The sequence below is a fragment of the Pseudomonas sp. 05N431 genome, assembly GCF_056397005.1.
In genome coordinates this window covers 96700-115716 of sequence record NZ_JBFTMN010000007.1, presented here as the reverse complement: position 1 = coordinate 115716, position 19017 = coordinate 96700, and the positions used below count along the sequence as shown (strand labels likewise).

22 protein-coding genes and 1 tRNA gene are annotated in these 19017 nt (G+C 58.1%); 9 read left to right on the top strand and 14 right to left on the bottom strand.

What is annotated here, in order from left to right:
* The first annotated feature begins 41 nt into the window (after positions 1–41).
* From AC1DIG_RS14640 to AC1DIG_RS14630, 3 genes are all read left to right on the top strand, one after another.
* A complete protein-coding gene (locus AC1DIG_RS14640; protein ID WP_477767860.1) occupies positions 42–737 on the top strand; it encodes a DsbA family protein in 696 nt (231 codons plus the stop codon).
* Between the two features lie 25 nt (positions 738–762).
* Positions 763–1158 carry a nuclear transport factor 2 family protein gene (locus AC1DIG_RS14635; RefSeq protein ID WP_477767859.1) on the top strand — a complete coding sequence of 132 codons (396 nt, stop codon included), beginning with the start codon at positions 763–765 and terminating at the stop codon, positions 1156–1158.
* Positions 1159–1394: 236 nt separating this feature from the next.
* On the top strand, positions 1395–2681 hold the full coding sequence (locus AC1DIG_RS14630; protein WP_477767858.1) for an OprD family porin: 1287 nt from the start codon (positions 1395–1397) through the stop codon (positions 2679–2681).
* A gap of 101 nt (positions 2682–2782) precedes the next feature.
* On the opposite strand, the gene AC1DIG_RS14625 is transcribed toward AC1DIG_RS14630, so the two are convergent.
* Both AC1DIG_RS14625 and AC1DIG_RS14620 read right to left on the bottom strand, forming a co-directional pair.
* Positions 2783–3064 (bottom strand): DUF3077 domain-containing protein, encoded by a 282-nt coding sequence (locus AC1DIG_RS14625; protein WP_145016713.1) that lies wholly within the window; start codon positions 3062–3064, stop codon positions 2783–2785.
* A gap of 421 nt (positions 3065–3485) precedes the next feature.
* Entirely contained in the window at positions 3486–4475 is a 990-nt protein-coding gene (locus AC1DIG_RS14620; RefSeq protein ID WP_477767857.1) for an Abi family protein, read from the bottom strand.
* Positions 4476–4865: 390 nt separating this feature from the next.
* Between AC1DIG_RS14620 and AC1DIG_RS14615 the strand changes: the two genes are divergently transcribed.
* From AC1DIG_RS14615 to AC1DIG_RS14595, 5 genes are all read left to right on the top strand, one after another.
* Positions 4866–5081, top strand: a complete 216-nt coding sequence (locus AC1DIG_RS14615) for a tautomerase family protein (RefSeq protein WP_019691259.1) — start codon at positions 4866–4868, stop codon at positions 5079–5081.
* On the top strand, positions 5078–5734 hold the full coding sequence (locus AC1DIG_RS14610; protein WP_477767856.1) for a DsbA family oxidoreductase: 657 nt from the start codon (positions 5078–5080) through the stop codon (positions 5732–5734). Before AC1DIG_RS14615 ends, AC1DIG_RS14610 begins: the two co-directional genes overlap by 4 nt.
* 41 nt (positions 5735–5775) lie before the next feature.
* Complete coding sequence (locus tag AC1DIG_RS14605; protein WP_477767855.1) at positions 5776–6486, top strand: SDR family NAD(P)-dependent oxidoreductase; 711 nt, start codon at positions 5776–5778, stop codon at positions 6484–6486.
* A 247-nt stretch (positions 6487–6733) separates the two neighbouring features.
* Positions 6734–7132 carry a carboxymuconolactone decarboxylase family protein gene (locus AC1DIG_RS14600; RefSeq protein WP_477767854.1) on the top strand — a complete coding sequence of 133 codons (399 nt, stop codon included), beginning with the start codon at positions 6734–6736 and terminating at the stop codon, positions 7130–7132.
* A gap of 43 nt (positions 7133–7175) precedes the next feature.
* Complete coding sequence (locus tag AC1DIG_RS14595; RefSeq protein WP_477767853.1) at positions 7176–7421, top strand: hypothetical protein; 246 nt, start codon at positions 7176–7178, stop codon at positions 7419–7421.
* Positions 7422–7493: 72 nt separating this feature from the next.
* Here AC1DIG_RS14595 and AC1DIG_RS14590 read toward each other — a convergent pair.
* The 8 genes from AC1DIG_RS14590 to AC1DIG_RS14555 form a co-directional block, all read right to left on the bottom strand.
* Positions 7494–7569: transfer RNA gene (locus tag AC1DIG_RS14590), tRNA-Thr, on the bottom strand.
* Between the two features lie 282 nt (positions 7570–7851).
* Positions 7852–8673: an FkbM family methyltransferase gene (locus tag AC1DIG_RS14585; RefSeq protein WP_477767852.1), complete on the bottom strand. Its 822-nt coding sequence runs from the start codon at positions 8671–8673 to the stop codon at positions 7852–7854.
* A 187-nt stretch (positions 8674–8860) separates the two neighbouring features.
* Positions 8861–10102 carry a nucleoside deaminase gene (locus AC1DIG_RS14580; protein ID WP_477767851.1) on the bottom strand — a complete coding sequence of 414 codons (1242 nt, stop codon included), beginning with the start codon at positions 10100–10102 and terminating at the stop codon, positions 8861–8863.
* A gap of 310 nt (positions 10103–10412) precedes the next feature.
* Positions 10413–11642 carry a methyltransferase gene (locus AC1DIG_RS14575; protein WP_477767850.1) on the bottom strand — a complete coding sequence of 410 codons (1230 nt, stop codon included), beginning with the start codon at positions 11640–11642 and terminating at the stop codon, positions 10413–10415.
* Entirely contained in the window at positions 11623–12312 is a 690-nt protein-coding gene (locus tag AC1DIG_RS14570; RefSeq protein WP_477767849.1) for an ABC transporter permease, read from the bottom strand. Before AC1DIG_RS14570 ends, AC1DIG_RS14575 begins: the two co-directional genes overlap by 20 nt.
* Entirely contained in the window at positions 12309–13004 is a 696-nt protein-coding gene (locus AC1DIG_RS14565) for an ABC transporter permease (protein ID WP_103319704.1), read from the bottom strand. The genes AC1DIG_RS14570 and AC1DIG_RS14565 overlap by 4 nt, the downstream gene beginning before the upstream one ends.
* A gap of 78 nt (positions 13005–13082) precedes the next feature.
* Positions 13083–13838 (bottom strand): ABC transporter substrate-binding protein, encoded by a 756-nt coding sequence (locus tag AC1DIG_RS14560; protein ID WP_477767848.1) that lies wholly within the window; start codon positions 13836–13838, stop codon positions 13083–13085.
* Between the two features lie 13 nt (positions 13839–13851).
* Positions 13852–14625: an ABC transporter ATP-binding protein gene (locus AC1DIG_RS14555; RefSeq protein ID WP_123582090.1), complete on the bottom strand. Its 774-nt coding sequence runs from the start codon at positions 14623–14625 to the stop codon at positions 13852–13854.
* 555 nt (positions 14626–15180) lie between these two features.
* Here AC1DIG_RS14555 and gabP point away from each other — a divergent pair.
* Complete coding sequence (gene gabP / locus AC1DIG_RS14550; RefSeq protein WP_427544643.1) at positions 15181–16572, top strand: GABA permease; 1392 nt, start codon at positions 15181–15183, stop codon at positions 16570–16572.
* Between the two features lie 69 nt (positions 16573–16641).
* Here gabP and vapC read toward each other — a convergent pair whose 3' ends face one another.
* The 4 genes from vapC to AC1DIG_RS14530 all read right to left on the bottom strand — a co-directional run bounded on the left by vapC (position 16642) and on the right by AC1DIG_RS14530 (position 18951).
* Positions 16642–17049, bottom strand: coding sequence for a type II toxin-antitoxin system tRNA(fMet)-specific endonuclease VapC (gene vapC / locus AC1DIG_RS14545; RefSeq protein ID WP_123424026.1), 408 nt, complete (start codon positions 17047–17049; stop codon positions 16642–16644).
* Complete coding sequence (vapB, locus tag AC1DIG_RS14540; protein ID WP_054595147.1) at positions 17049–17279, bottom strand: type II toxin-antitoxin system VapB family antitoxin; 231 nt, start codon at positions 17277–17279, stop codon at positions 17049–17051. The genes vapC and vapB overlap by 1 nt, the downstream gene beginning before the upstream one ends.
* 192 nt (positions 17280–17471) lie before the next feature.
* The gene (locus AC1DIG_RS14535) at positions 17472–17924 is read right to left on the bottom strand and encodes a hypothetical protein (protein WP_477767847.1); all 453 of its coding nucleotides are present in this window, start codon (positions 17922–17924) and stop codon (positions 17472–17474) included.
* Between the two features lie 34 nt (positions 17925–17958).
* Entirely contained in the window at positions 17959–18951 is a 993-nt protein-coding gene (locus tag AC1DIG_RS14530) for an alpha/beta hydrolase family protein (RefSeq protein ID WP_477767846.1), read from the bottom strand.
* Between the last annotated feature and the right edge of the window lie 66 nt (positions 18952–19017).

The following is a 19017-nucleotide window of genomic DNA, read 5'->3' as shown; positions in this document are numbered from 1 at the left end:
TCTGCCGGCATCGAATGACTACGACTTTGCTGGAGCTTTCCATGTCTACCGCCACTCTTCATTACATCTACGATCCACTCTGCGGCTGGTGCTACGGTGCCAAACCTTTGGTGCAAGCGGCGCAGTCTGTTTTGCCGGTGATCGCCCATGGCGGCGGCATGATGACCGGCGCTAACCGGCAGACGGTTTCGCCTCAATTGCGCGATTACGTGATGCCTCACGACCGACGCATCGCCGAGTACACCGGGCAGCCGTTTGGTGAGGCGTATTTCGAAGGTCTGTTGCGCGATCACACTGCAGTGTTCGATTCGGCACCACCGATTGCTGCCGTGCTGGCTGCCGAGCAACTCGCCGGACGTGGGCTGGAACTGCTGGGGCGTTTGCAGAGCGCACATTACGTGGAAGGTCGGCGGATTGCCGATGAAGCGGTGTTGCTGGAACTTGCCGTGTCGATTGGCCTGGAAGCTGAGTCCTTCAAGCGCGAGTTCAAGGACGCACTGGCGAACGAAACCCAGGACCACATCAAGAAAAGCCGTGCACTGTTGGCGCAGGTTGGCGGCCAGGGCTTCCCGACATTGGTGCTGGAGCAGAACGGTCAATTCACCGTGGTCGACATCAGTCCATGGCTTGGTAAGCCTGAAGCATTTGCGGCCTGGTTGAGCCAATCGGTCGTCGTCCAGCCGAACGAATCCACTTCCCCGGTTCAGGCCTGTGGGCTGGACGGTTGTGCTCACTAATCTCATCGACTACGCGGAGCGACCCATGGATAACTTGAGCTTGATCAAAAGCACCTATGAAGGTGCCAACTCCCAGGAAAACGCACGTAACACCGCCGCCGCGTTGGCCGCTGATGTGCAATGGACTGAAGCGGCTGGGTTTCCGTATGCGGGGACGTACGTTGGTTTCGACGCCATCGTCGAGAATGTCTTCAAACGTCTGGGCAATGAATGGGACGATTTTCAGTTCAAGGTCGAGAGCTATGTCGCGCAGGGCGACAAGGTATTTGCCTACGGAAACTACAGTGGAATCTACAAGGCCACGGGCCGTCCGTTGAACGCCCGAGTCGCGCATTTGTGGACTCTGGCGAATGGCAAAGTCACCCATTTCGAGCAGTTTGTGGACAGCCACACGGTGCAATTGGCGATCGCTGAGCAGTAAGTTCTTAGACGATTTTCGCCTAATTACAGAAGATTCACGAAATTGACACATGCTTGGGGGCGCGGCTAGGATTCGCCCCAACGCCTGTGGCCAACCGCCACGACTCCAAAAAATAATAAGGGCCTGCCTCGCTTTTGCGTGGGCGGGCCTTTTGTTTTGGAATGAAAAAAGAGCGCCATAGCAGCCATTTCAGCCAGCGGTCACAGCGCGTATCAACCCGTAATAAGGAAAATAACATGTTGAACAAGCGGATCGGTCTGATCGCTCTGGGGATTTTTAGCGCCACTCAAGCCATGGCTAACGACCAGGCGCAGTCCAAGGGTTTTGTTGAAGACAGCAGCCTGAAAGTGCTGTTGCGCAATGCCTACATCAATCGCGATTACAAGGACGGTAACCCGGACAAGGCCGAGTGGGGCCAGGCTGCCATCGGTACCTTCTCGTCGGGCTTCACCCAAGGCACCGTCGGTGTCGGCGTTGATGCTTTCGGTCTGTACGCCCTGCGCCTCGATGGTGGCAAGGGTCGTAGCGGCGCCGGCGGTATCGACTTCTTCAAGAAAGGCGACAGCGGCGAAGCCGCCGATGACCTGGCCAAGGCTGGCGCGGCGGTAAAATTCCGTCTGTCCAACACCGTGCTGACCTACGGCGACCAGATGCCCGCGCTGCCGGTGCTGAACTACGACAACGCCCGCCTGCTGCCTGAAAGCTACACCGGCACCTTGATCACCTCCAAGGAGATCAAAGGCCTGGAGCTGAACGCTGGCCGTTTCACCGCCGAATCGCGCAAGAGCGCCGAAGGTCGCGACAGCGGTGGCCTGAAATCGATCAACGTCTTGGGCGGTAGCTACCAGTTCACCGAACAGTTCAAAGGTGCGTTCTACGCGTCCAACGTAGAAGACGTTCTGAAGAAACAGTACGTGAACCTGAACTACGTGTTCCCGCTGGCCGCCGATCAGTCCCTGACCCTGGACTTCAACGGTTACCAGACCAAGCTGGACAAGTCGTACGCCCTCGAACATGACACCGAAGGCCAGGACAACAAAATCTGGAGCCTGGCAGCGACCTTCGTCACCGGCCCGCACTCGTTCACCCTCGCGCACCAGCGCAGCACCGGTGACAGCAACCTCGGCTACCCGTACGGCGGCTATCAGAAAGAACAGGGTCGTGTCGGTGACGGTGGCAACACCATCTACCTCGCCAACTCCTACTGGTCCGACTTCAATGCTGAAGACGAACGCAGCTGGCAGCTGGGCTACGGCCTCGACTTCGGCGCTTTCGGCGTTCCAGGCCTGACCTACAACGTGGCATACGTGCGTGGCGACAACATCACCACCGCTACCAGCACCGGCGGCACTGAGCGCGAAATCTTCAACCAGTTCAAGTACGTGGTCCAAAGCGGCCCGGCCAAAGACCTGAGCGTGAAAGTGCGCAGTTCGGTCCTGCGCGTGTCGCAGAAATCCAGCGACTACAACGTCAGCGGCAACGAAGTGCGAGTGTTTGTGGATTACCCGATCAACATCTTCTGATGATCGGTTGCGTGGTTGAGGCCTGATGCAAGGCCGAAATGAGAAAGCCCCGACTGGTTCGGGGCTTTTTCTTGTATGCGGATCAGGTTCAGACAGCGACGTTACTGGCTGCGGTTATTACCCGGCGCGCCCAGCACCTTCACCACGTCATCGATCACCGCCTTACTCATCTCCTGCAAATAGTGCGATGCCCAGGCATAGCGGTCCGTATTGCGCTCCATCGCCGCGTCTTCGGCCAGCAGTTTGGAGAGGTGGAGCAAGTCGGACACGTGGGACAAGGCTTCGCGGATCGGGACGCCACTGTTGACGCGGAAGAGGGGCTGGTCGGAGTGGATGGAGAAGGGCGTGAGGCCGATGGTTTTGAGGTCTTGGGGGTTAGTCATTGGGCACCTCCGAGATGTGAAGAGGCAAAGTATGACTTTGAAGGTCGCCTGGCGCAGAATTTGGACGGACTGATCTTGTACATGGTCTAGCTCCTATTGTTGAGGAGCTGCCACGAACCGTCGCCAAACGATTATGGGTGGCAGCTGTACGCAGGTTGGCGAACCGGGACAATAGGAACCCGGCAGACCCGAAAGTCTCCCGCGCACAGCCGCCATAACAGAAAAGTACGAGCGAAAAAAAAAGCCAGCAATCGTAATGGTGGCGCCTGTGCGCCTATTGTAAATCGGGTCGCCAAACCCGTTCGCTGAATTTGCAGCGATGACGGGAGCCTAGCGTGCGGGCCGATAGTCCGCAAGCGTGGCGAAGTGCTGGCCGAGGCTCGAGTGAACCTGCATCTGCGCGGCACAGTCGCCTGATTCGTTACTCCAAGCGCCATTGCTGTTGACGTTTCCAATCACTTTGAAAACCCATGAGTCTCAAGTTTGCCGGCCCCTGCTGATCCATTATTTCGGCAAGACGAGGCTTCCACTGGCTGTCGGGGCTGATCAAGTCGGTTAGATAGGCAAGAATCGTCAAAACGATATATAGCCGTTGCTTGGGCTGAGGCTGGCTGGCAGGCGCATTGGGGATGACCCATTCTTTGGGTAGGGAGGGCCGAATCGAGAGCTCTCGGTTCCATAACCGTGAGTGGTGAGCGCAACAGTTTCGAATGAAAGTCAGGGTATGCAGCCAAGAGGCTAATACATCAAAGGGCAGATCAAATCGGGCGGCGATTGCTTTCTTATCGGCACTTTTGCCTATGGCATAGAAGAGGGTAGAGACCGTCCCAAGGCTGAGCTCTTCCAGGACCGCCCAAGCTGGCGGTAGCTCAGGATGAGCATAAGTCGCCCCGTAGTATCGGAAATAGTTATCACGCTTGCGGTTTTCGATCCGCTGTTGCTGGAGCCCATCGATCTGCCGACCTTTCGCAATGCGATCAATTTCACGTCCGAGTTTGTTGCGCTCCTTATTCAGTTGATCCCGCAGGGGGCGTAATAGCTCGGGATGCGAGTATGACGAGGAGAAAACTGATGCATCAGCTATCCAGTCAGGCCCATATTTTGGGCACATGTGATTACTAATAGTTGCTCGCACGGCGACTTCGACACGCTCGATGGCATCCATGGTAGTGCGCCGCAATGAGCCATCGAAGCGGTAGATGTCTACGACTGCTTTAAGGGTGCTACCGGGCTTGAAGGTGTGTTCGGAGCCCGGCTCTTGGAACGGGCGCATGTAGGGGCTCAGGCGAAACAGCGTGACTACTTCGAGGAAGCGCATGGCTCGGTCGTCGTTAGCGACGTGCAGGCCTCGTTGCTTTAGCAGTTCCAATTGCTGTTCTACGCTGAGGGCCGGCTTGTCAAAGGGCCTCATGTAGTTTTCTCCAGGCAAAAAAAACCCGCACGATTTGAGCTTGCTGACGGGGTCAACCTAGGCTTGGCGGGTGTGTTGGGGTGCATTATAGGTTGGCGGAGAGGGCCGTCAACGTTGTGCTGATGTGGAATTGTAACGGGTGGGTGTAGTGGTCAATTAATTCCGGACACGACATTAAGTTTTCTGGCCTGAGAGCTTCCAGATCAGCGTTCGTCCAGGATTTCTCAGGGGCATAGCACTGGTTTAGACATACCAAAGTCCCGCCCATATTAATTACATCACGTCACTAATGATGTGCTTGAACCCATCTTTATCCCACCAAGGCAACGTCATACAGTCATCTCCACTACCTGCCCATCATCCCGAAGGGAAGGTCACTGGAGAGTCGTCATGCCTTTTGTCAGCGTACGCATTACCCGCGATGGCGTTACCTCGGAGCAGAAAGCTCAGGTGATCGCCGAAATCACTGAAACCCTGGAGCGGGTCCTCAACAAACGCCCGGACCTGACCCACATCGTGATCGAAGAAGTCGACACCGATAACTGGGGTTATGCCGGGATCACCACCACCCAGTACCGAAAACAACTGGCAGAGGGGCAGTCATGAGCCAGCCCGTCACCATCGATTTCATCTCCGATGTGGTGTGCCCGTGGTGCGCCTTGGGTGTGACGGCGCTGGAGCGGGCTATCGAGAATCTGGCCGGTGAAGTATCGGTCGAGTTGGCCTTCAAACCCTTCGAGTTGAACCCGGACATGCCGGCCGAAGGCGAAAACGCGGTCCAGCACCTGATGCGCAAATACGGGCGCAGCGCCGAGGACATCGCGGCCGGCAAAGCGATGCAGATCGCCCGTGGTCAAGCCATCGGTTTCACGTTCGATCTGGAGAAACGCAGCCACTTCTACAACACCTTCGATGCTCACCGTCTGTTGTTCTGGGCATTGCAGGAAGGGCGGCAGATCGAACTGAAGAAAGGCTTGCTGCGCGGTTATTTCCGCGACGGCCAGAACCCCAGCGATCGCGAGACGCTGGTCCGTCTGGCGGCTGAAGCGGGTCTGGATGCGGCGCGTGCGCGTGAGGTGTTGGCGTCCGGAGCGTTTGCCACGGAGGTGCGTGAGCTCGAAGCGTTTTACCGCGATCACGGCATCAACTCGGTACCGGCCATGATCCTCAACGGTCGTCACCTGGTGTCCGGTTCGCAATCGGTCGAGTACTACGAACAGATGCTGAAGCAAATGGCGCAGGCACCCGCTGAAGCCTGATTGATCACGTTTAAAACTCCATTATTTTGTAGAGGTTCATCATGAGCAATTCGAAAAAAGTCATTGTTATTACCGGCGCATCCCAAGGCCTTGGTGCAGGCATGGTCAAGGCCTTCCGTGATCTCGATTACCGGGTGGTTGCCACCTCGCGTTCGATCAAACCGTCCACCGACCCGGACATCCTCACCGTGGCGGGCGACATCGGCGACCCGGCGATTGCCGAGCGCGTGATTCGTGAAGCGGTCGCACGTTTTGGCCGTATCGACACCCTGGTCAACAACGCCGGGATCTTCGTCGCCAAGCCGTTCACCGCTTATACCCACGAAGACTACGCCAATGTGTTGTCGGTGAACCTGAATGGCTTCTTCTACATCACCCAACTCGCCATCGCCGAGATGGAAAAACAAGGCCGTGGCCACGTCGTCAACATCACCACCAGCCTGACAGACCACGCGGTCGACGGCGTGCCGTCGGTACTGGCATCGTTGACCAAAGGGGGCCTCAACGCGGCAACCAAATCCCTGGCCATCGAATACGCCAAGCGCGGCATTCGCGTGAACGCGGTCAGCCCCGGCATCATCAAAACGCCGATGCACGCCGAAGAAACCCACGAAGCGCTGGGCAATTTGCACCCGGTCGGGCACATGGGTGAAATCAGCGACATCGCCCAGGCCGTTGTGTATCTGGACTCCGCCGGATTCGTCACCGGCGAAATCCTCCACGTCGATGGCGGTCAGAGTGCGGGTCACTAAGACCTGCTTTTCCAAGCCCCGGAAACAACAAAGCCCTCGCATTTCTGCGGGGGCTTTGTTTGATAACTCCAAGCATTTAGTGGCCCGCCATTGCGCCAAAAAAGTCTAAATCCATCCTGTTGTTTCTACGATATTTAAGGATTCGTTGCTGGAGTCGTGCTGCTGCCGGCTCTGGCATGGCCGCCAGCGAACTAAACTAAGTTGTACCTCTGGTGCAGATGTCTCCAGAGAGGTAAGGAGGTGCCAAATGGCCATTCGTGATACCTATCGGGAAATTGAGCAGACCCTGGGTCAGGTACCGGAGTGGATCAAGCAGATGCCGGAAGGTGCAGCGAACGGATTCTGGGTCGTAGCCAGGGATTTCTGGCTGGCAGAAACCAAAATTCCTAACAAGTACAAGGAGTTGATAGGTCTGGCAGTGTCCGGGGCGACTCGTTGTAAGTATTGCGCCCTGTTCCATACCGAAGCCGCGCGCTTGTTTGGCGCGAGCGATGAGGAAATTTCCGAAGCCAGCTTTATGGGGTCGCTGACCATGATGGGCAGCACCTTTATTAACGCCCAGCAGATCGACTACGAGCAGTTCCGGCAGGAAACGCTGAGTATCGTCCGGTATGTCAAAGAACACTCGCAACCCAAAGCCGCTTAAGCCGTTGCGGGAACCAGCCCTTCGCCAGTTGACGGAGGATAAGTTGATTGCAATCACCGGCGATGGTCTTAGGACCACCGCTCGGTGGCAAGCGGCAGTGATGCGAGCCGTCAGCGAACTCATGCAATACAGCGATAGCGCCCGCGAAGAAAACCAGGACCTGCGTATCCCCTTCGCCAAAGCACTCCATGACCTCTATGCGGGACAGAAGTCCGACGCTGAATTGACGGAAATGGTTTTGCTGATGCTGGAAGTGGAAACTGCGCCTTTTCTTGGTAAAGGGCCTTAGGCGGGAGCGCAGGGTTTTCCAAACGCCAGAAACAACGAAGCCCCTGCATTTCTGCAGGGGCTTCGTTTTGTATGGTGCCGGCACCAGGAGTCGAACCCGGGACCTACTGATTACAAGTCAGTTGCTCTACCAACTGAGCTATACCGGCGTGTTGGGCGACGATTATAGCGATTGGCGAGGTTCTGTAAACCCCTGATTACTGACTATTTTTCAGCGGGTCTCCGACAAGGTTCGCGCCCTTGTGTGTGCTTGAGCGCTCCGGGGCTGGTTTCGCTCAGCCCATGGTTATCGCTCGTTGTAAAAAGTGCATTCCGCCGGGATGCTTTTGTTGACGAATGACATGGCCCAAATCGTGACGTTGTCACCAATTGAGAGGCTGTCAGCGATGATGCAGCTGTTCGCCCCGACGCCTGATGTGAGGTCTGCAGTGTCAGGTGCGAACCAGCACGTTCTTGAGTGTCTGAATTGCCCGCCACGAGCGGCTGTTGCGCAGTGCGTGCAGCTCGGCCTCGGCGCGGTCGGCGCGTTGGCGTTCAGCGGTTAGTGCTGTTTCAAGGTCTGCAACCGGGTGGCTGAACTTATGGCCTTTGCAGAACTGGAAGTCGTCCAGGTTGCACGGTGGAATCTCGAAGGCAGGCTTGAGGTTCAGGTGCTCTTCGGCGAGGTAGAAGGTGTTGATACCGTCGAACAGCACCGGGTGGTAGCCGGCCTCGGTGACGATTTTTTCCCAGGTCTGGTCGCGGTTCCATGGGGTTTCAATGAGCATGATCCACGGCCGCCATTGGACGAAGTCCATGCCGCGCAGGACGGTTTCTTCGTGGCCTTCGACGTCGATTTTCAGGAAGTGGATCGGGCCTTTGACGTGTTCTTCGCAGATCGACGCCAGGGTGCGCGAGGTGACGGTCTGGGTCTGCACGTGCATGCCGGCGTCTTTGTGCTGTTGGGCGATGGCGGGGTCGAGGGTCGAAAGGCCGGTGTCGGCGATGCCGTAGAACGTCAGGGCCTCTGCGGTTTCGCCCGCGACGCATTGCAGGTTGATGTCTTTGGGGCGTTGCTGGCACAGGGCATCGAAATAAGCCTGCACCGGTTCGACGTTGATGCCGGTCCAGTTGTGTTCGTAGAACGCCCGGGTCACGGAGTCGTGGCTCGGGTCATTGGCACCGATGTCGATGTAAAAGCCGTTCTCGATGTTTTTCAGTACGCGCCACAACCGGATGTCTTCGAAATTTTGTGCATAAGAAATGAACGTCACGGTCTCTTCCTGATAGCTCGAATTGCCTGGGAAATGGGCGCGTGCGTTGAATGTCGCCGCAGGCCAGGTTTCGGAGTGTAGCGACCTTCAATCAGAAAGTGTGCGGGCATAGCGGCCAAATACGGGAGGGTGTGGCAGGCCCGCCGAGGGTTCGACGAGCCTGGTCTTGCGGATCGCGTTGGCCGGGTTACACGCCGTTTTTAACCGCGTTGATCAAGGCCTGGCTCAGGACTTGGGCGGGAGCCACCTGCACGCTTTGGGTATAGAACGGCGGCAGGTTCTGGGCCAGTTGCGACAGCTCCTGGGCCGTGGTGTTGCCTGGCAACAACACGTATTGCAGGTTCGACGGGTAGCTTTGCGGCACCGGGCCTTCCATGGTCGAGCCGTACGCGCCGAAGGTCATCACCGCTTGAGGGGTGGTCGGGTCTGGTGCGTAGAGGAACACGAAAGTGCCGTATTTCGGATGCGTCAGGTACTGCTCGGCCTGGGCACGTACCGCCGGGTCCGGGTCGTTCATCAGGGTCCAGCGCATGACCGCATAGCTGCGGGTGGTTTCCATGAATGCCGTGCGAATCGGTGACTGGTTTTCCACGCCGCCCAGGCACACCAGCAGGTTGCCGAAGGGGTCCAGCAAGGCCACAGAGTTGAACACACTGGCTTGCTGGGCGGTTTTCAGCAGCGGCGGCGCCAGTTCCGCACCAGGGTCGCGCGGGTTGCTGGAGGTGACCGTCAAGGCGTACGGACTCACTTTGGTCAATGCCTGGCGTACCGGACTGTTCGCCGGCAATGTGGCCGGGTTTTTCAGTTTCGAAGGCTCAAGACCGCTGTTGTTGCTCGCCTCGCGCACGGTGTTGACGCTGGCAGAGAAGATCGAACTGGTGAGGTAGTACGCCGCCGAGTCGATGCTCTGGCCACCAAACACCGGGCTCATTGAGCCTTGATAAGCACGGCCGACAGGAGCGGCGACCGCGTAATAGCCCCAGGTTTTTTGCGCCTGCTGACGAATGTGCGGTGGCAACGACGGGAAGTTGAACTGGCTGTTGTAGTTGACCCCCGCGTAGTCATCGATCGCACTCACGGCGACGTTGAATCCGGCCGTGAGCAAAGCGCCGGCGCACATGGCGCAAGGGTCCAGCGTGGTCACGATGGTCAATTTGTTGGGCGGCGGAAGCTTCAGCGATTCCGCTTTTGCGTAGTACCAGTCCACCAGTTGCCGCTCGCCATGGGCGGTCGGATCATGGGGGAGGAAGTAGGTGGTGCCGCTCCCCGGAAAAGGCATCAATACGTTGTTGTGAAGTGCTGCGATGACTTCGCCGGTGGCATTGTTGATGATCGCCCCGCCAACGGCGAAGGTTTGTTGAATGGCCGCGAGAATGGCCTGGTTGGCGACGGTATCGACGGCTTCCTGTGCACTTTTCAGTGTGGTCATTGTGTCCCAGCTCCTTGCTGTCCTGAGTGCCAGAGAGTTCTGGCGCCTCGCAACGATAGTTCAGATAGCGGAGGTTGGTTATGACCTTTCGGATTAATGCTTATGCACAGCGGGGGATGGATTCGCTGTGTTTACGGCGTATTTTGTGGAGCAGTTCTCAATAAATCGCAACTGGCTGTTTTTTCGCCTGTTTTTTTATGTGAACAAAAAATGACCAAGCGCTTTTTTGGCCTATAAGCCATGGATCCAAAGGCTTTTGTCAAGTTTCATCAACAGACTTATCCACAGGCTGTTGATCGAAATGAAGGGGTTACCGACGCTCGGCGAGCAGCATCAGATTGCGCGGTGTCAGTGGGGTTTCGCAGAACAATCCCAGGTGCACCGAATAACCCTGTTCTTCGAGAAACAGTGCTCGGTCGAGTACCAGCCACAGCTCCAGCGGGCGCCGGAACAGGCCGCGTAGCAGCTCAAGATTGCGCACCTGGGCCAGGCGTTCCCAACCAGCGGCTTCCAGCGCCACCCAATCCTGCGCCGGGACTGTGGATAAGTCTTTCAGCGCCGCCAGGTCGCGGCAGTAATCGGCGAATGGTTTATCCAGCCAGGCGCTGGGCAGTGACGGTGTAGGCAGGTAGTCGTCACAACCGCGCAGTTGTCGTTGCAGCAGGTCGAAAGCCAATCGGCGGGCCATGGACGTGTCGCGTTGACGTCGGACGCGGGCACCGGCGGTGACGGTTTCACTCAGCGGCAGGGCCAGATCGTCGAGGGAAAGCTGTAGGCCGGAACCTTTAGCTGTGTCGGACAGCGGCTGATACTGGTGAGCGCTGATGCGGTTGTAACAGCAGGGCGCAATGGCCAGTTGTTTGCACCTGGCCGCGCTGGCGAGTTGCATCAGTCGCACATGCAGGTCGCCGCAGGCGTGCAGGGCGACCGGCGTGTGTTCGGCGCTCAGGCGCGCCGCCGCATCGGCGGCCATCACGTCTTGTTGAAGATGATTGACCGTGAGGTGATGGTGTTGGCTCAGCGCCTGACCACTGGCGATCAGCGTCGGGTCATATTCCAGGCAGGTCAGTTGTTGGTCGGCTTGCAGCAGGCGTCGTCCCAAATGACCTTTGCCCGAGCACCAGTCCAGCCAGTGTCGGGGTTTTGCGGCAAATTGCAGGCAACCGGCGAACGCTTCGATCTGCTGCCATTTGCGCCCGGGCACGTCGACGTTCAGCCGTCGGGTCGAAGGCTCTGTTGTATGAAAGGGCAACTCGCCTACAGCGCTGAGCGCAATGGCCTGCGCAGCCAGTCCTGGAAAAGGCGCGGGTGCCAGCAGATGCTCAGGATGGTTGTGGCTGGTTTCCGCGTCTTCCAGCGAACGCTGGCGTAGCCAATCCGCCAATTCGGGATAGGTCGCTTCCCACGGCAGTTGCCAATGGGTAAACGGCCGCGGTCGCCACAGCGCCTGATGCTCGGTCAGAAACTCGTCCAGCGCCTTGAAGCGGGCGAGCAACTGCTCGCCCGCAAGCACTGGCCGATCAGCGTCCCTGGCAGGCATCGACGCGCAACCAGCGCTCCAGCAGCTTGAAGCCACGCACCAGGATGTAGGCCATCAACAGGTAGAACATGCCGGCCGCGAAGAAAATCTCCACGGGCAAGTAGGTCCGGGCAATGATGGTGCGGGCCATGCCGGTCAGTTCCAGCAAGGTCACGGTGCTGGCCAGAGCGCTGGCCTTGAGCATCAGGATCACCTCGTTGCTGTAGGCCGGCAGGCCGATCCGCGCGGCACGCGGGAGCATGATGTAGAACAGCGCTTTGGGCCGCGACATGCCCAACGCCCGAGCCGCTTCGATCTCGCCCTTCGGGATGGCCTGGATCGCCCCGCGCAGGATCTCGGCGATGTAGGCGGCGGTATGCAGGGTCATGGTGGCGGTGGCGCACCAGAACGGATCGCGCAGGTACGGCCACATCGCACTCGCACGCACGGCATCGAACTGCGCCAGGCCGTAATAGACCAGAAACAGCTGCACCAGCAGCGGCGTGCCACGGAAGAAGAAAATGTACGCGTAAGGCAATGCGCGCACGTACCACAGGCGCGACGAGCGGGCGATGCCCAGCGGAATCGCCAGCAGCAAACCGAGGACGACGGCGATGGCCACCAGTTCCAGGGTCAGGGTCGCGCCCTGTGCCAGTTTCGGCAGCCACTTGATGATGACTTCCCAGTTCATTGCGTGCTCCTCGCGAAGCCGCGAGCGGCGCGTTTTTCCAGCAGGTGCATGCCGGTCATGGCCAGAATCGTCAGGCCCAGGTACATGAAGGCCGCGACCATGTAGAAGGTGAACGGCTGCTTGGTCATGGTGACGCCGTTTTGCGCATGACGCATGATTTCTTCCAGGCCGATCACCGACACCAGTGCGGTGTCTTTCATCAGGATCATGAACAGGTTGCCCAGGCCCGGCAGGGCGATGCGCCACATCTGCGGCATGATCAGCCGGGTAAAGATCCGGAACTTCGAAAGACCCAGCGCAACACCGGCTTCACGGTGACCCTTGGGGATCGCCAGAATCGCGCCGCGGAAGACTTCCGTGGCGTAGGCGCCGAAGCACAGGCCGAGGGCGATCACGCCAGCGGCGAACGCATTGAGCGCGAGATCGGAGTTGCCGAAAAACTCGCCCAGGGCACGCATAAGGTTGACCGTGCCAAAGTAGATCAACAGCACCCAGAGCAATTCCGGGATACCGCGAACCAGAGTCGAGTAAGTGCCGCCAAGCCATTGCAACGGCTTGTACGGGGAAGTCTTGGCCAAGGCACCGAGCAGGCCAAGCACCAGTCCCAGGCACAATGCCGAGAGGGCCAGTTTGACGGTCATCAGCGCACCAGCGGCAAGCGCCGGGCCGAATCCGTAGAGGTCGATAGTCATGGAGTTCTATTCAAGTTGCCGCAGGCATTGCCAAGGACCGGCACCGTCAGAGCGCGGCGCCGGTCAGGCCGGTCAGAATCAATAAATGCTGAACGGGAAGTACTTGTCGTTGATCTTTTTGTAGGTGCCATCCGCGACGATTTCTTTCAGCGCGGCATTCAGCTTGTTACGCAGTTCGTCCTGGCCCTTGCGCACGGCAATCCCGATTTTGTCGCTGGATACAACCGGTTCGCCTTTGAACTCGTAGTTTTTGCCAGCGTCGCTTTTCAGCCAGTCGTAGTTGGCGTATTTGTCGGCGAGGATCGCATCGACACGGCCGGAGGTCAGGTCCAGGTAGGCGTTTTCCTGAGTGTCATAGAGTTTGATGTTGACGTCGTTGCCGTAGTTATCCTCAAGCCAGGTGCCGGCCAGAGTGGCGCGCTGGGTGCCGATGATCTTGCCTTTGAGCGAATCCTTGTCGGTTTTCAGGTCGACGTTTTTCGGCGCGATGAACTGCAGCTTGTTCGAGTAGTACGGGTCGGTGAAATCAACGGCTTGCTTGCGCTCTTCGGTGATCGACAGCGAGGAAATCAGGAAGTCGAATTTCTTGGCGTTCAATGCCGGAATGATGCCGTCCCAGTCGGAGGTAACGACTTCACATTCGACCCGCATCTTGGCGCACAGGGCGTCGCCGATGTCTTTGTCGAAACCGACCACCTGGCCGCTGGCATCTTTATTGTTGAACGGCGGGTAAGCCGCTTCGATGCCCATTTTCAGTTTTTCGGCGGCCATCGCGTTGGCCGAAAACACGAGTGTGGCGGCCGCGGCCAGGAGGAGTTTTTTGTAAGTCTGCATGTAGGTAGCTCCGTTAGCGGTTGCTGGACATGAATTGTTTGCAGCGCGCCGAAAGCGGGTTTTCGAACACCTGCTGGGGCGATCCTTGCTCTTCGATGAGCCCCTGGTGAAGGAACACCACTTCGCTGGACACCTGGCGGGCGAAGCCCATTTCGTGGGTGACCAACAGCATGGTGCGACCTTCTTCGGCCAGGGCGCGGATCACGTTTAGTACTTCCTGAACCATTTCCGGGTCAAGCGCGGAAGTCGGCTCATCAAACAGAATGACTTTGGGCTGCATTGCCAAGGTGCGGGCGATGGCGGCGCGTTGCTGCTGGCCACCGGAAAGTTCTGCAGGGTAGGCGTGACGCTTGTCGGCGATGCCGACCTTGGCCAGCAAGGCTTCTGCCACTTCGATGGCCTCGGCCTTGCTTTGCCCGAGGACGCGGCGCGGCGCTTCGATGATGTTGTCGAGCACGCTCATGTGCGGCCACAGGTTAAAGTTTTGAAATACAAAACCGATTTCGCTGCGCAGGCGATTGATCTGCTTGCCGTCGGCGGCGACCAGTTCGCCGTTTTTCGCAGGCTTTAGCTTGAGCTCTTCACCGGCCACCAGAATCTGGCCCTGGTGCGGGTTTTCGAGCAGGTTGATGCAGCGCAGGAAAGTGGACTTGCCGGAACCGGAGGAGCCCAGGATCGAGATCACATCGCCGTCGCGTGCGGTCAGCGAGACGCCTTTGAGCACCTCAAGCGTCCCGTAGCGTTTGTGCAAGTTGCGGATTTCAAGCGCGGGCGCGGCCTCAGCCATGTGCGGTCCTCATTGTGTCTGTTGTGCTCCTGCTGTTGGCCGGGCCTTTCTGGCGAGGCGCCAAGCTAGCATAGCGGTCGAATGGCGGCCAACAGCCCCACGGGGCGTAGACGGGCAGTGCGTGACCGGTTGTCGCATCAGCGCAGCAGACTGTCGCGCCATCAACAACCCATCCCCCGTTTGAAGCCAGGTCTGCGCGGGTGTCGCGTAAAAAAAGGCGCGATGGTGCCAGCTTTGGCCGGGTGTTGGAAGCGCTAACCGGACAAACGTTCCCGATCTGCACTTTTATTGTGCGTGAGCCGATTTTTCGGTGTGTTTCCGGTGCATGAATTCATCCATGAAGTGTGTGGCAGGGTAACGATCTGGCGAAGTGCCATTAATTTCAATGACTTGCGATGACTGTCCGGTCAAGGCGAGATCGCCGGGATAGAAGGGTATGAAACATTTTGGCGCAATTATTGCGTGCAGAATCCAGAACGCCCTGTTGGCTTCTTTTTACGAGAAGGACGCCAAGCGGGATGGAGGCAATCGCTTTTCCTTACAAAGGTAGTTTCAATGAGCAGTACCCAAAGCTCTAATGGCCTCGAACAGGGGCTCAAACCGCGCCATGTGACCATGCTGTCGATTGCCGGTGTTATCGGCGCCGGCCTGTTCGTTGGCTCGGGTCACGCCATCGCCGCCGCAGGCCCTGCCGTGCTGTTGGCCTACGCTGCTGCCGGTATGTTGGTAGTACTGGTTATGCGCATGCTTGGCGAAATGGCCGTTGCTTCTCCAGACACAGGCTCTTTTTCGACCTACGCTGATCGCGCTATCGGTCACTGGGCCGGTTTCACCATTGGCTGGCTCTACTGGTGGTTCTGGGTTCTGGTGATCCCGCTGGAGGCCAACGCCGCCGCGACTATCCTGCATGCCTGGTTCCCTAACGTGGCTATCTGGGCATTTACCCTGATCATCACGTTGCTGCTGACAGTGACCAACCTGTTCAGCGTGAAGAACTACGGTGAGTTCGAATTCTGGTTCGCTCTGATCAAAGTCCTGGCGATCATCGGTTTCATTGTCCTCGGTGTCATGGCGATCTTCGGCTACCTGCCAGGCAGCCAGGTCAGCGGCGTTTCGCACCTGTTCGACACCCAGGGCTTCTTGCCAAACGGCATGGGCGCGGTACTGGGCGCCATTCTGACCACCATGTTTTCCTTCATGGGCACCGAGATCGTGACCATCGCGGCCGCGGAGTCGAAGAACCCTGGTCAGCAAATCTCCAAGGCCACCAATTCGGTGATCTGGCGGATTGGCTTGTTCTACCTCGTATCAATCTTCATCGTTGTGGCGCTGGTGCCATGGAACGACCCGGTTTTGGCGAGCGTCGGTTCCTATCAGACCGTGCTTGAGCGCATGGGCATCCCGAACGCGAAGCTGATCGTCGACCTCGTGGTGCTGGTTGCTGTGACCAGTTGCCTGAACTCGGCGCTGTACACCGCATCCCGCATGATGTTCTCCCTGGGCAAGCGCGGTGATGCACCGGCCGTTTCCCAGCGCACCAACAAGAGCGGCACGCCGTACTGGGCCGTCATGTTGTCGACCTGCGCGGCGTTCCTCGCAGTGTTCGCCAACTACGTGGCCCCGGCTGCGGTGTTCGATTTCCTGCTGGCCAGCTCCGGCGCTATTGCACTGTTGGTGTACCTGGTGATCGCGATTTCGCAACTGCGCATGCGCAAACAGCGCATGGCCCGCGGCGAAAAAATCGCCTTCAGCATGTGGCTGTTCCCGGGCCTGACCTACGCGGTGATCGTATTCATCGTCGCGGCCCTGACCATCATGCTGTTTCAGGATGCCCATCGCGTGGAAATCCTTGCCACGGGGCTGTTGAGCCTTTTGGTGGTGGCTGCCGGTTTGTTTGTGGCTCGCCGTCGCAAGCTGGAACAGCGTGGCGCGGTAGTGTTGAGCTGATTCGCCCCACGTAATGAAAACGGCCGCTGTCAGGGATGACAGCGGCCGTTTTTGTTTCTGGTGCCGACTTCAATCGAGGTGTACCCAATCCTCTACGCGCAATCCGGGAACACGCTCAAATTCCCGAAGATTATTCGTCACCACAATGAACCCTTGTGAGCGCGCGTGACCCGCGATCATGTGGTCGTAAGGGCCTATCGGTGTACCCGCCTTTGCAAGTTCAGAGCGAATCATTCCGGTGTGGGCAGCGGCTTCGTAGTCGAAGGGCAGGACTTCAAGGCGAGCTGCAAAACCTTCGATGACGGCCAGGTTCTTTTCCGGTGCCGCCGATTTTTCAGCGCCGTAAATCAACTCCATCAACGTGACTGCGCTGATACACAGCTGGCCGTGATGGCGATTGAAAGCGTCGCGTACGACCTGTGGTTTGTTCTTGATGGTAAAAATGCAGATGTTGGTATCGAGCATGTATTTGATCATCAGAACGACTCGCGCTCCTGATCGGCCGGTTGCTCGCGGTCGGCCATAAAATCGGCAGTAACGTTATCGCCATCGAACCAGCTATCCCAGGCTTCATCGGCCGGCGTGATGATGCGAGCGCGGCCAATGGCTACAACGTTGACGCGCTTTACATCTTCAGGCATCGCCACGGCTTTGGGCAAGCGGACGGCCTGGCTTCGATTGCTCATGAAAAGGGTGGTCTGTTCCATTGGGTGTCCTCCGCTTTTGGTGCGCTTAGAGCCCAAGAATAGGTTGTGGTGGGGATATGTCAATGGGATATACGTTTGGGCTGATGGAGGGTAGTGCCAGCTCTTCGATAGGGTGATGACCTTTAAAAAAAGAAACGGCCGCTGTCAGGGACGACAGCGGCCGTTTTTGTTTTCGTAAGCTTCAGTGGCGTGTTATTCGGCTTTTGCCTCTGGCTCTTCCAGCGACTCGCGGTAGCTGTCCAGTGCATTGCCGAAGTCGGTGATGAACTGCGGGTCTGTCAGCCAGGCCTGGGCGGCCTCACGGTCCATGCCATCGGTCCACATGCGGTAGTCGATCAACATGTCGGCAGCCAGGTGAGTGGCGGCCATGGCTTCGTTCTCGGCGTTTTCCATGTCCAGTAGTTCTGGATGGTCGTTGATGATCTCGCTGAGGTTCGACAGCAGGGTCAGCAGCATGTCGTTGCGGCTGATGGCCTCGGCCTCACGCATTTTGCTGAACATCGCCAGGGTGTACTCGGGAATCTGCTCGGCTGGCGCGTTCGGGTCGTCATGCATTGCGATGGGTTTTCTGCCGCTGATGCGAATCTGCTTGGCTTTGATCTTGGCGCGTTTGGCGCGTTTCTGTTGCTTGTTCGTGGCGGCCATGTACTTCGTTCCGTATTCGTGTGGGGGAGCGCAGTCAGGTGGGTACGCTGCGCGGTACCAACCGTCCTGGCGTGTCGGGATGCAATTCGCCGTTCTGTAGCCAGGACAATGCAATGGGCCATAGTGTGGCTTGGTACGGGCTGCGAAAAAAGGCGAAATGTCCGACTTCCACTTCGCCGATGTCTTCTGGAGCGATTCGCAGGTGCGTGTTGGAACTGGCCTGGAAGTAGCCGAGCAAGCGCTCGATGGCAGAAATCGTCCCGTACGGATCGTCGCTAAGGCTGATAGCCAGGGTTTGTGCGGTGACGGTGGCGAAGGGCAGACCTTGGGCTTTTGCGGCGATTACACGGCCACTGGGCCGCTCTTCGTAGCGAGCGGTCGGCGTGCTCCAGTCGTGGACGACGCCAGCGGGCGTATCTTCGAGCCAGCCGAGACGTTTGCCGGGAAAGTAACCGTAGAACTTCGTCATCAGCGGCATGAACAGATGCCACTTGATGAACATCCGCCAGCGGCTGGCCGAGGCGTAGTCGCGCCAATAAGCGAACTGCGCGCCCACGGTGACCAGGCGCCGGATCAGTTCTGCGGAAGCGGCCAACCCTGCCGCGCAGCCACCGAAGCTATGAGCGACTACATCGATCGGTTGGCCTGGAAATTCCCGTGTCGCCCGTTGCAGCATCGCTTCGAAATCCAGTGCGCCCCAGTCCGACCAGGACGCTTTGAATCCGCGCAGCGAGTCAGGCCGGGATTCGCCGATGCCACGGTAATCGTAAACCATGACATCAAAACCGTTGGCAAACAGGTAATCGGCGAAACGAAAGTAATGCCGAGAGCGCACCGAGGTTGCCGCGTTGATGATCACCACCGGGCGATTGGGATTTTGAAGGGAATGGCGCCAGGTAAAACCGCCGAGGACAAAACCATCGGCGGCCGGCTCTTTGAATGATTCGCTGGGGCCGGTGGTTGGCAGCGGCAATTCAATCCGGGCTGGCGACGACGGTGCCTTTGACGGTGTGTTCGACAGAGTCATTGGATGGAGACCTGAGCGCGGTTTGCTGCCAACGATAGACGTCAAATTGCGGGGTAACAATCTGCT

Excerpts from the sequence above, each read along its gene's own strand:
- AC1DIG_RS14620 (WP_477767857.1), bottom strand. The coding sequence starts at position 4,475 with ATGAGGCCCTTTGACAAGCCGGCCCTCAGCGTAGAACAGCAATTGGAA.
- AC1DIG_RS14610 (WP_477767856.1), top strand. The coding sequence starts at position 5,078 with ATGAGCCAGCCCGTCACCATCGATTTCATCTCCGATGTGGTGTGCCCG.
- AC1DIG_RS14605 (WP_477767855.1), top strand. The coding sequence starts at position 5,776 with ATGAGCAATTCGAAAAAAGTCATTGTTATTACCGGCGCATCCCAAGGC.
- AC1DIG_RS14560 (WP_477767848.1), bottom strand. The coding sequence starts at position 13,838 with ATGCAGACTTACAAAAAACTCCTCCTGGCCGCGGCCGCCACACTCGTG.
- vapC (WP_123424026.1), bottom strand. The coding sequence starts at position 17,049 with ATGATCAAATACATGCTCGATACCAACATCTGCATTTTTACCATCAAG.
- AC1DIG_RS14630 (WP_477767858.1), top strand. The coding sequence starts at position 1,395 with ATGTTGAACAAGCGGATCGGTCTGATCGCTCTGGGGATTTTTAGCGCC.
- AC1DIG_RS14640 (WP_477767860.1), top strand. The coding sequence starts at position 42 with ATGTCTACCGCCACTCTTCATTACATCTACGATCCACTCTGCGGCTGG.
- gabP (WP_427544643.1), top strand. The coding sequence starts at position 15,181 with ATGAGCAGTACCCAAAGCTCTAATGGCCTCGAACAGGGGCTCAAACCG.
- AC1DIG_RS14565 (WP_103319704.1), bottom strand. The coding sequence starts at position 13,004 with ATGACTATCGACCTCTACGGATTCGGCCCGGCGCTTGCCGCTGGTGCG.
- AC1DIG_RS14555 (WP_123582090.1), bottom strand. The coding sequence starts at position 14,625 with ATGGCTGAGGCCGCGCCCGCGCTTGAAATCCGCAACTTGCACAAACGC.
- AC1DIG_RS14625 (WP_145016713.1), bottom strand. The coding sequence starts at position 3,064 with ATGACTAACCCCCAAGACCTCAAAACCATCGGCCTCACGCCCTTCTCC.
- AC1DIG_RS14575 (WP_477767850.1), bottom strand. The coding sequence starts at position 11,642 with ATGCCTGCCAGGGACGCTGATCGGCCAGTGCTTGCGGGCGAGCAGTTG.
- AC1DIG_RS14635 (WP_477767859.1), top strand. The coding sequence starts at position 763 with ATGGATAACTTGAGCTTGATCAAAAGCACCTATGAAGGTGCCAACTCC.
- AC1DIG_RS14615 (WP_019691259.1), top strand. The coding sequence starts at position 4,866 with ATGCCTTTTGTCAGCGTACGCATTACCCGCGATGGCGTTACCTCGGAG.
- AC1DIG_RS14580 (WP_477767851.1), bottom strand. The coding sequence starts at position 10,102 with ATGACCACACTGAAAAGTGCACAGGAAGCCGTCGATACCGTCGCCAAC.
- AC1DIG_RS14535 (WP_477767847.1), bottom strand. The coding sequence starts at position 17,924 with ATGGCCGCCACGAACAAGCAACAGAAACGCGCCAAACGCGCCAAGATC.
- vapB (WP_054595147.1), bottom strand. The coding sequence starts at position 17,279 with ATGGAACAGACCACCCTTTTCATGAGCAATCGAAGCCAGGCCGTCCGC.
- AC1DIG_RS14600 (WP_477767854.1), top strand. The coding sequence starts at position 6,734 with ATGGCCATTCGTGATACCTATCGGGAAATTGAGCAGACCCTGGGTCAG.
- AC1DIG_RS14570 (WP_477767849.1), bottom strand. The coding sequence starts at position 12,312 with ATGAACTGGGAAGTCATCATCAAGTGGCTGCCGAAACTGGCACAGGGC.
- AC1DIG_RS14530 (WP_477767846.1), bottom strand. The coding sequence starts at position 18,951 with ATGACTCTGTCGAACACACCGTCAAAGGCACCGTCGTCGCCAGCCCGG.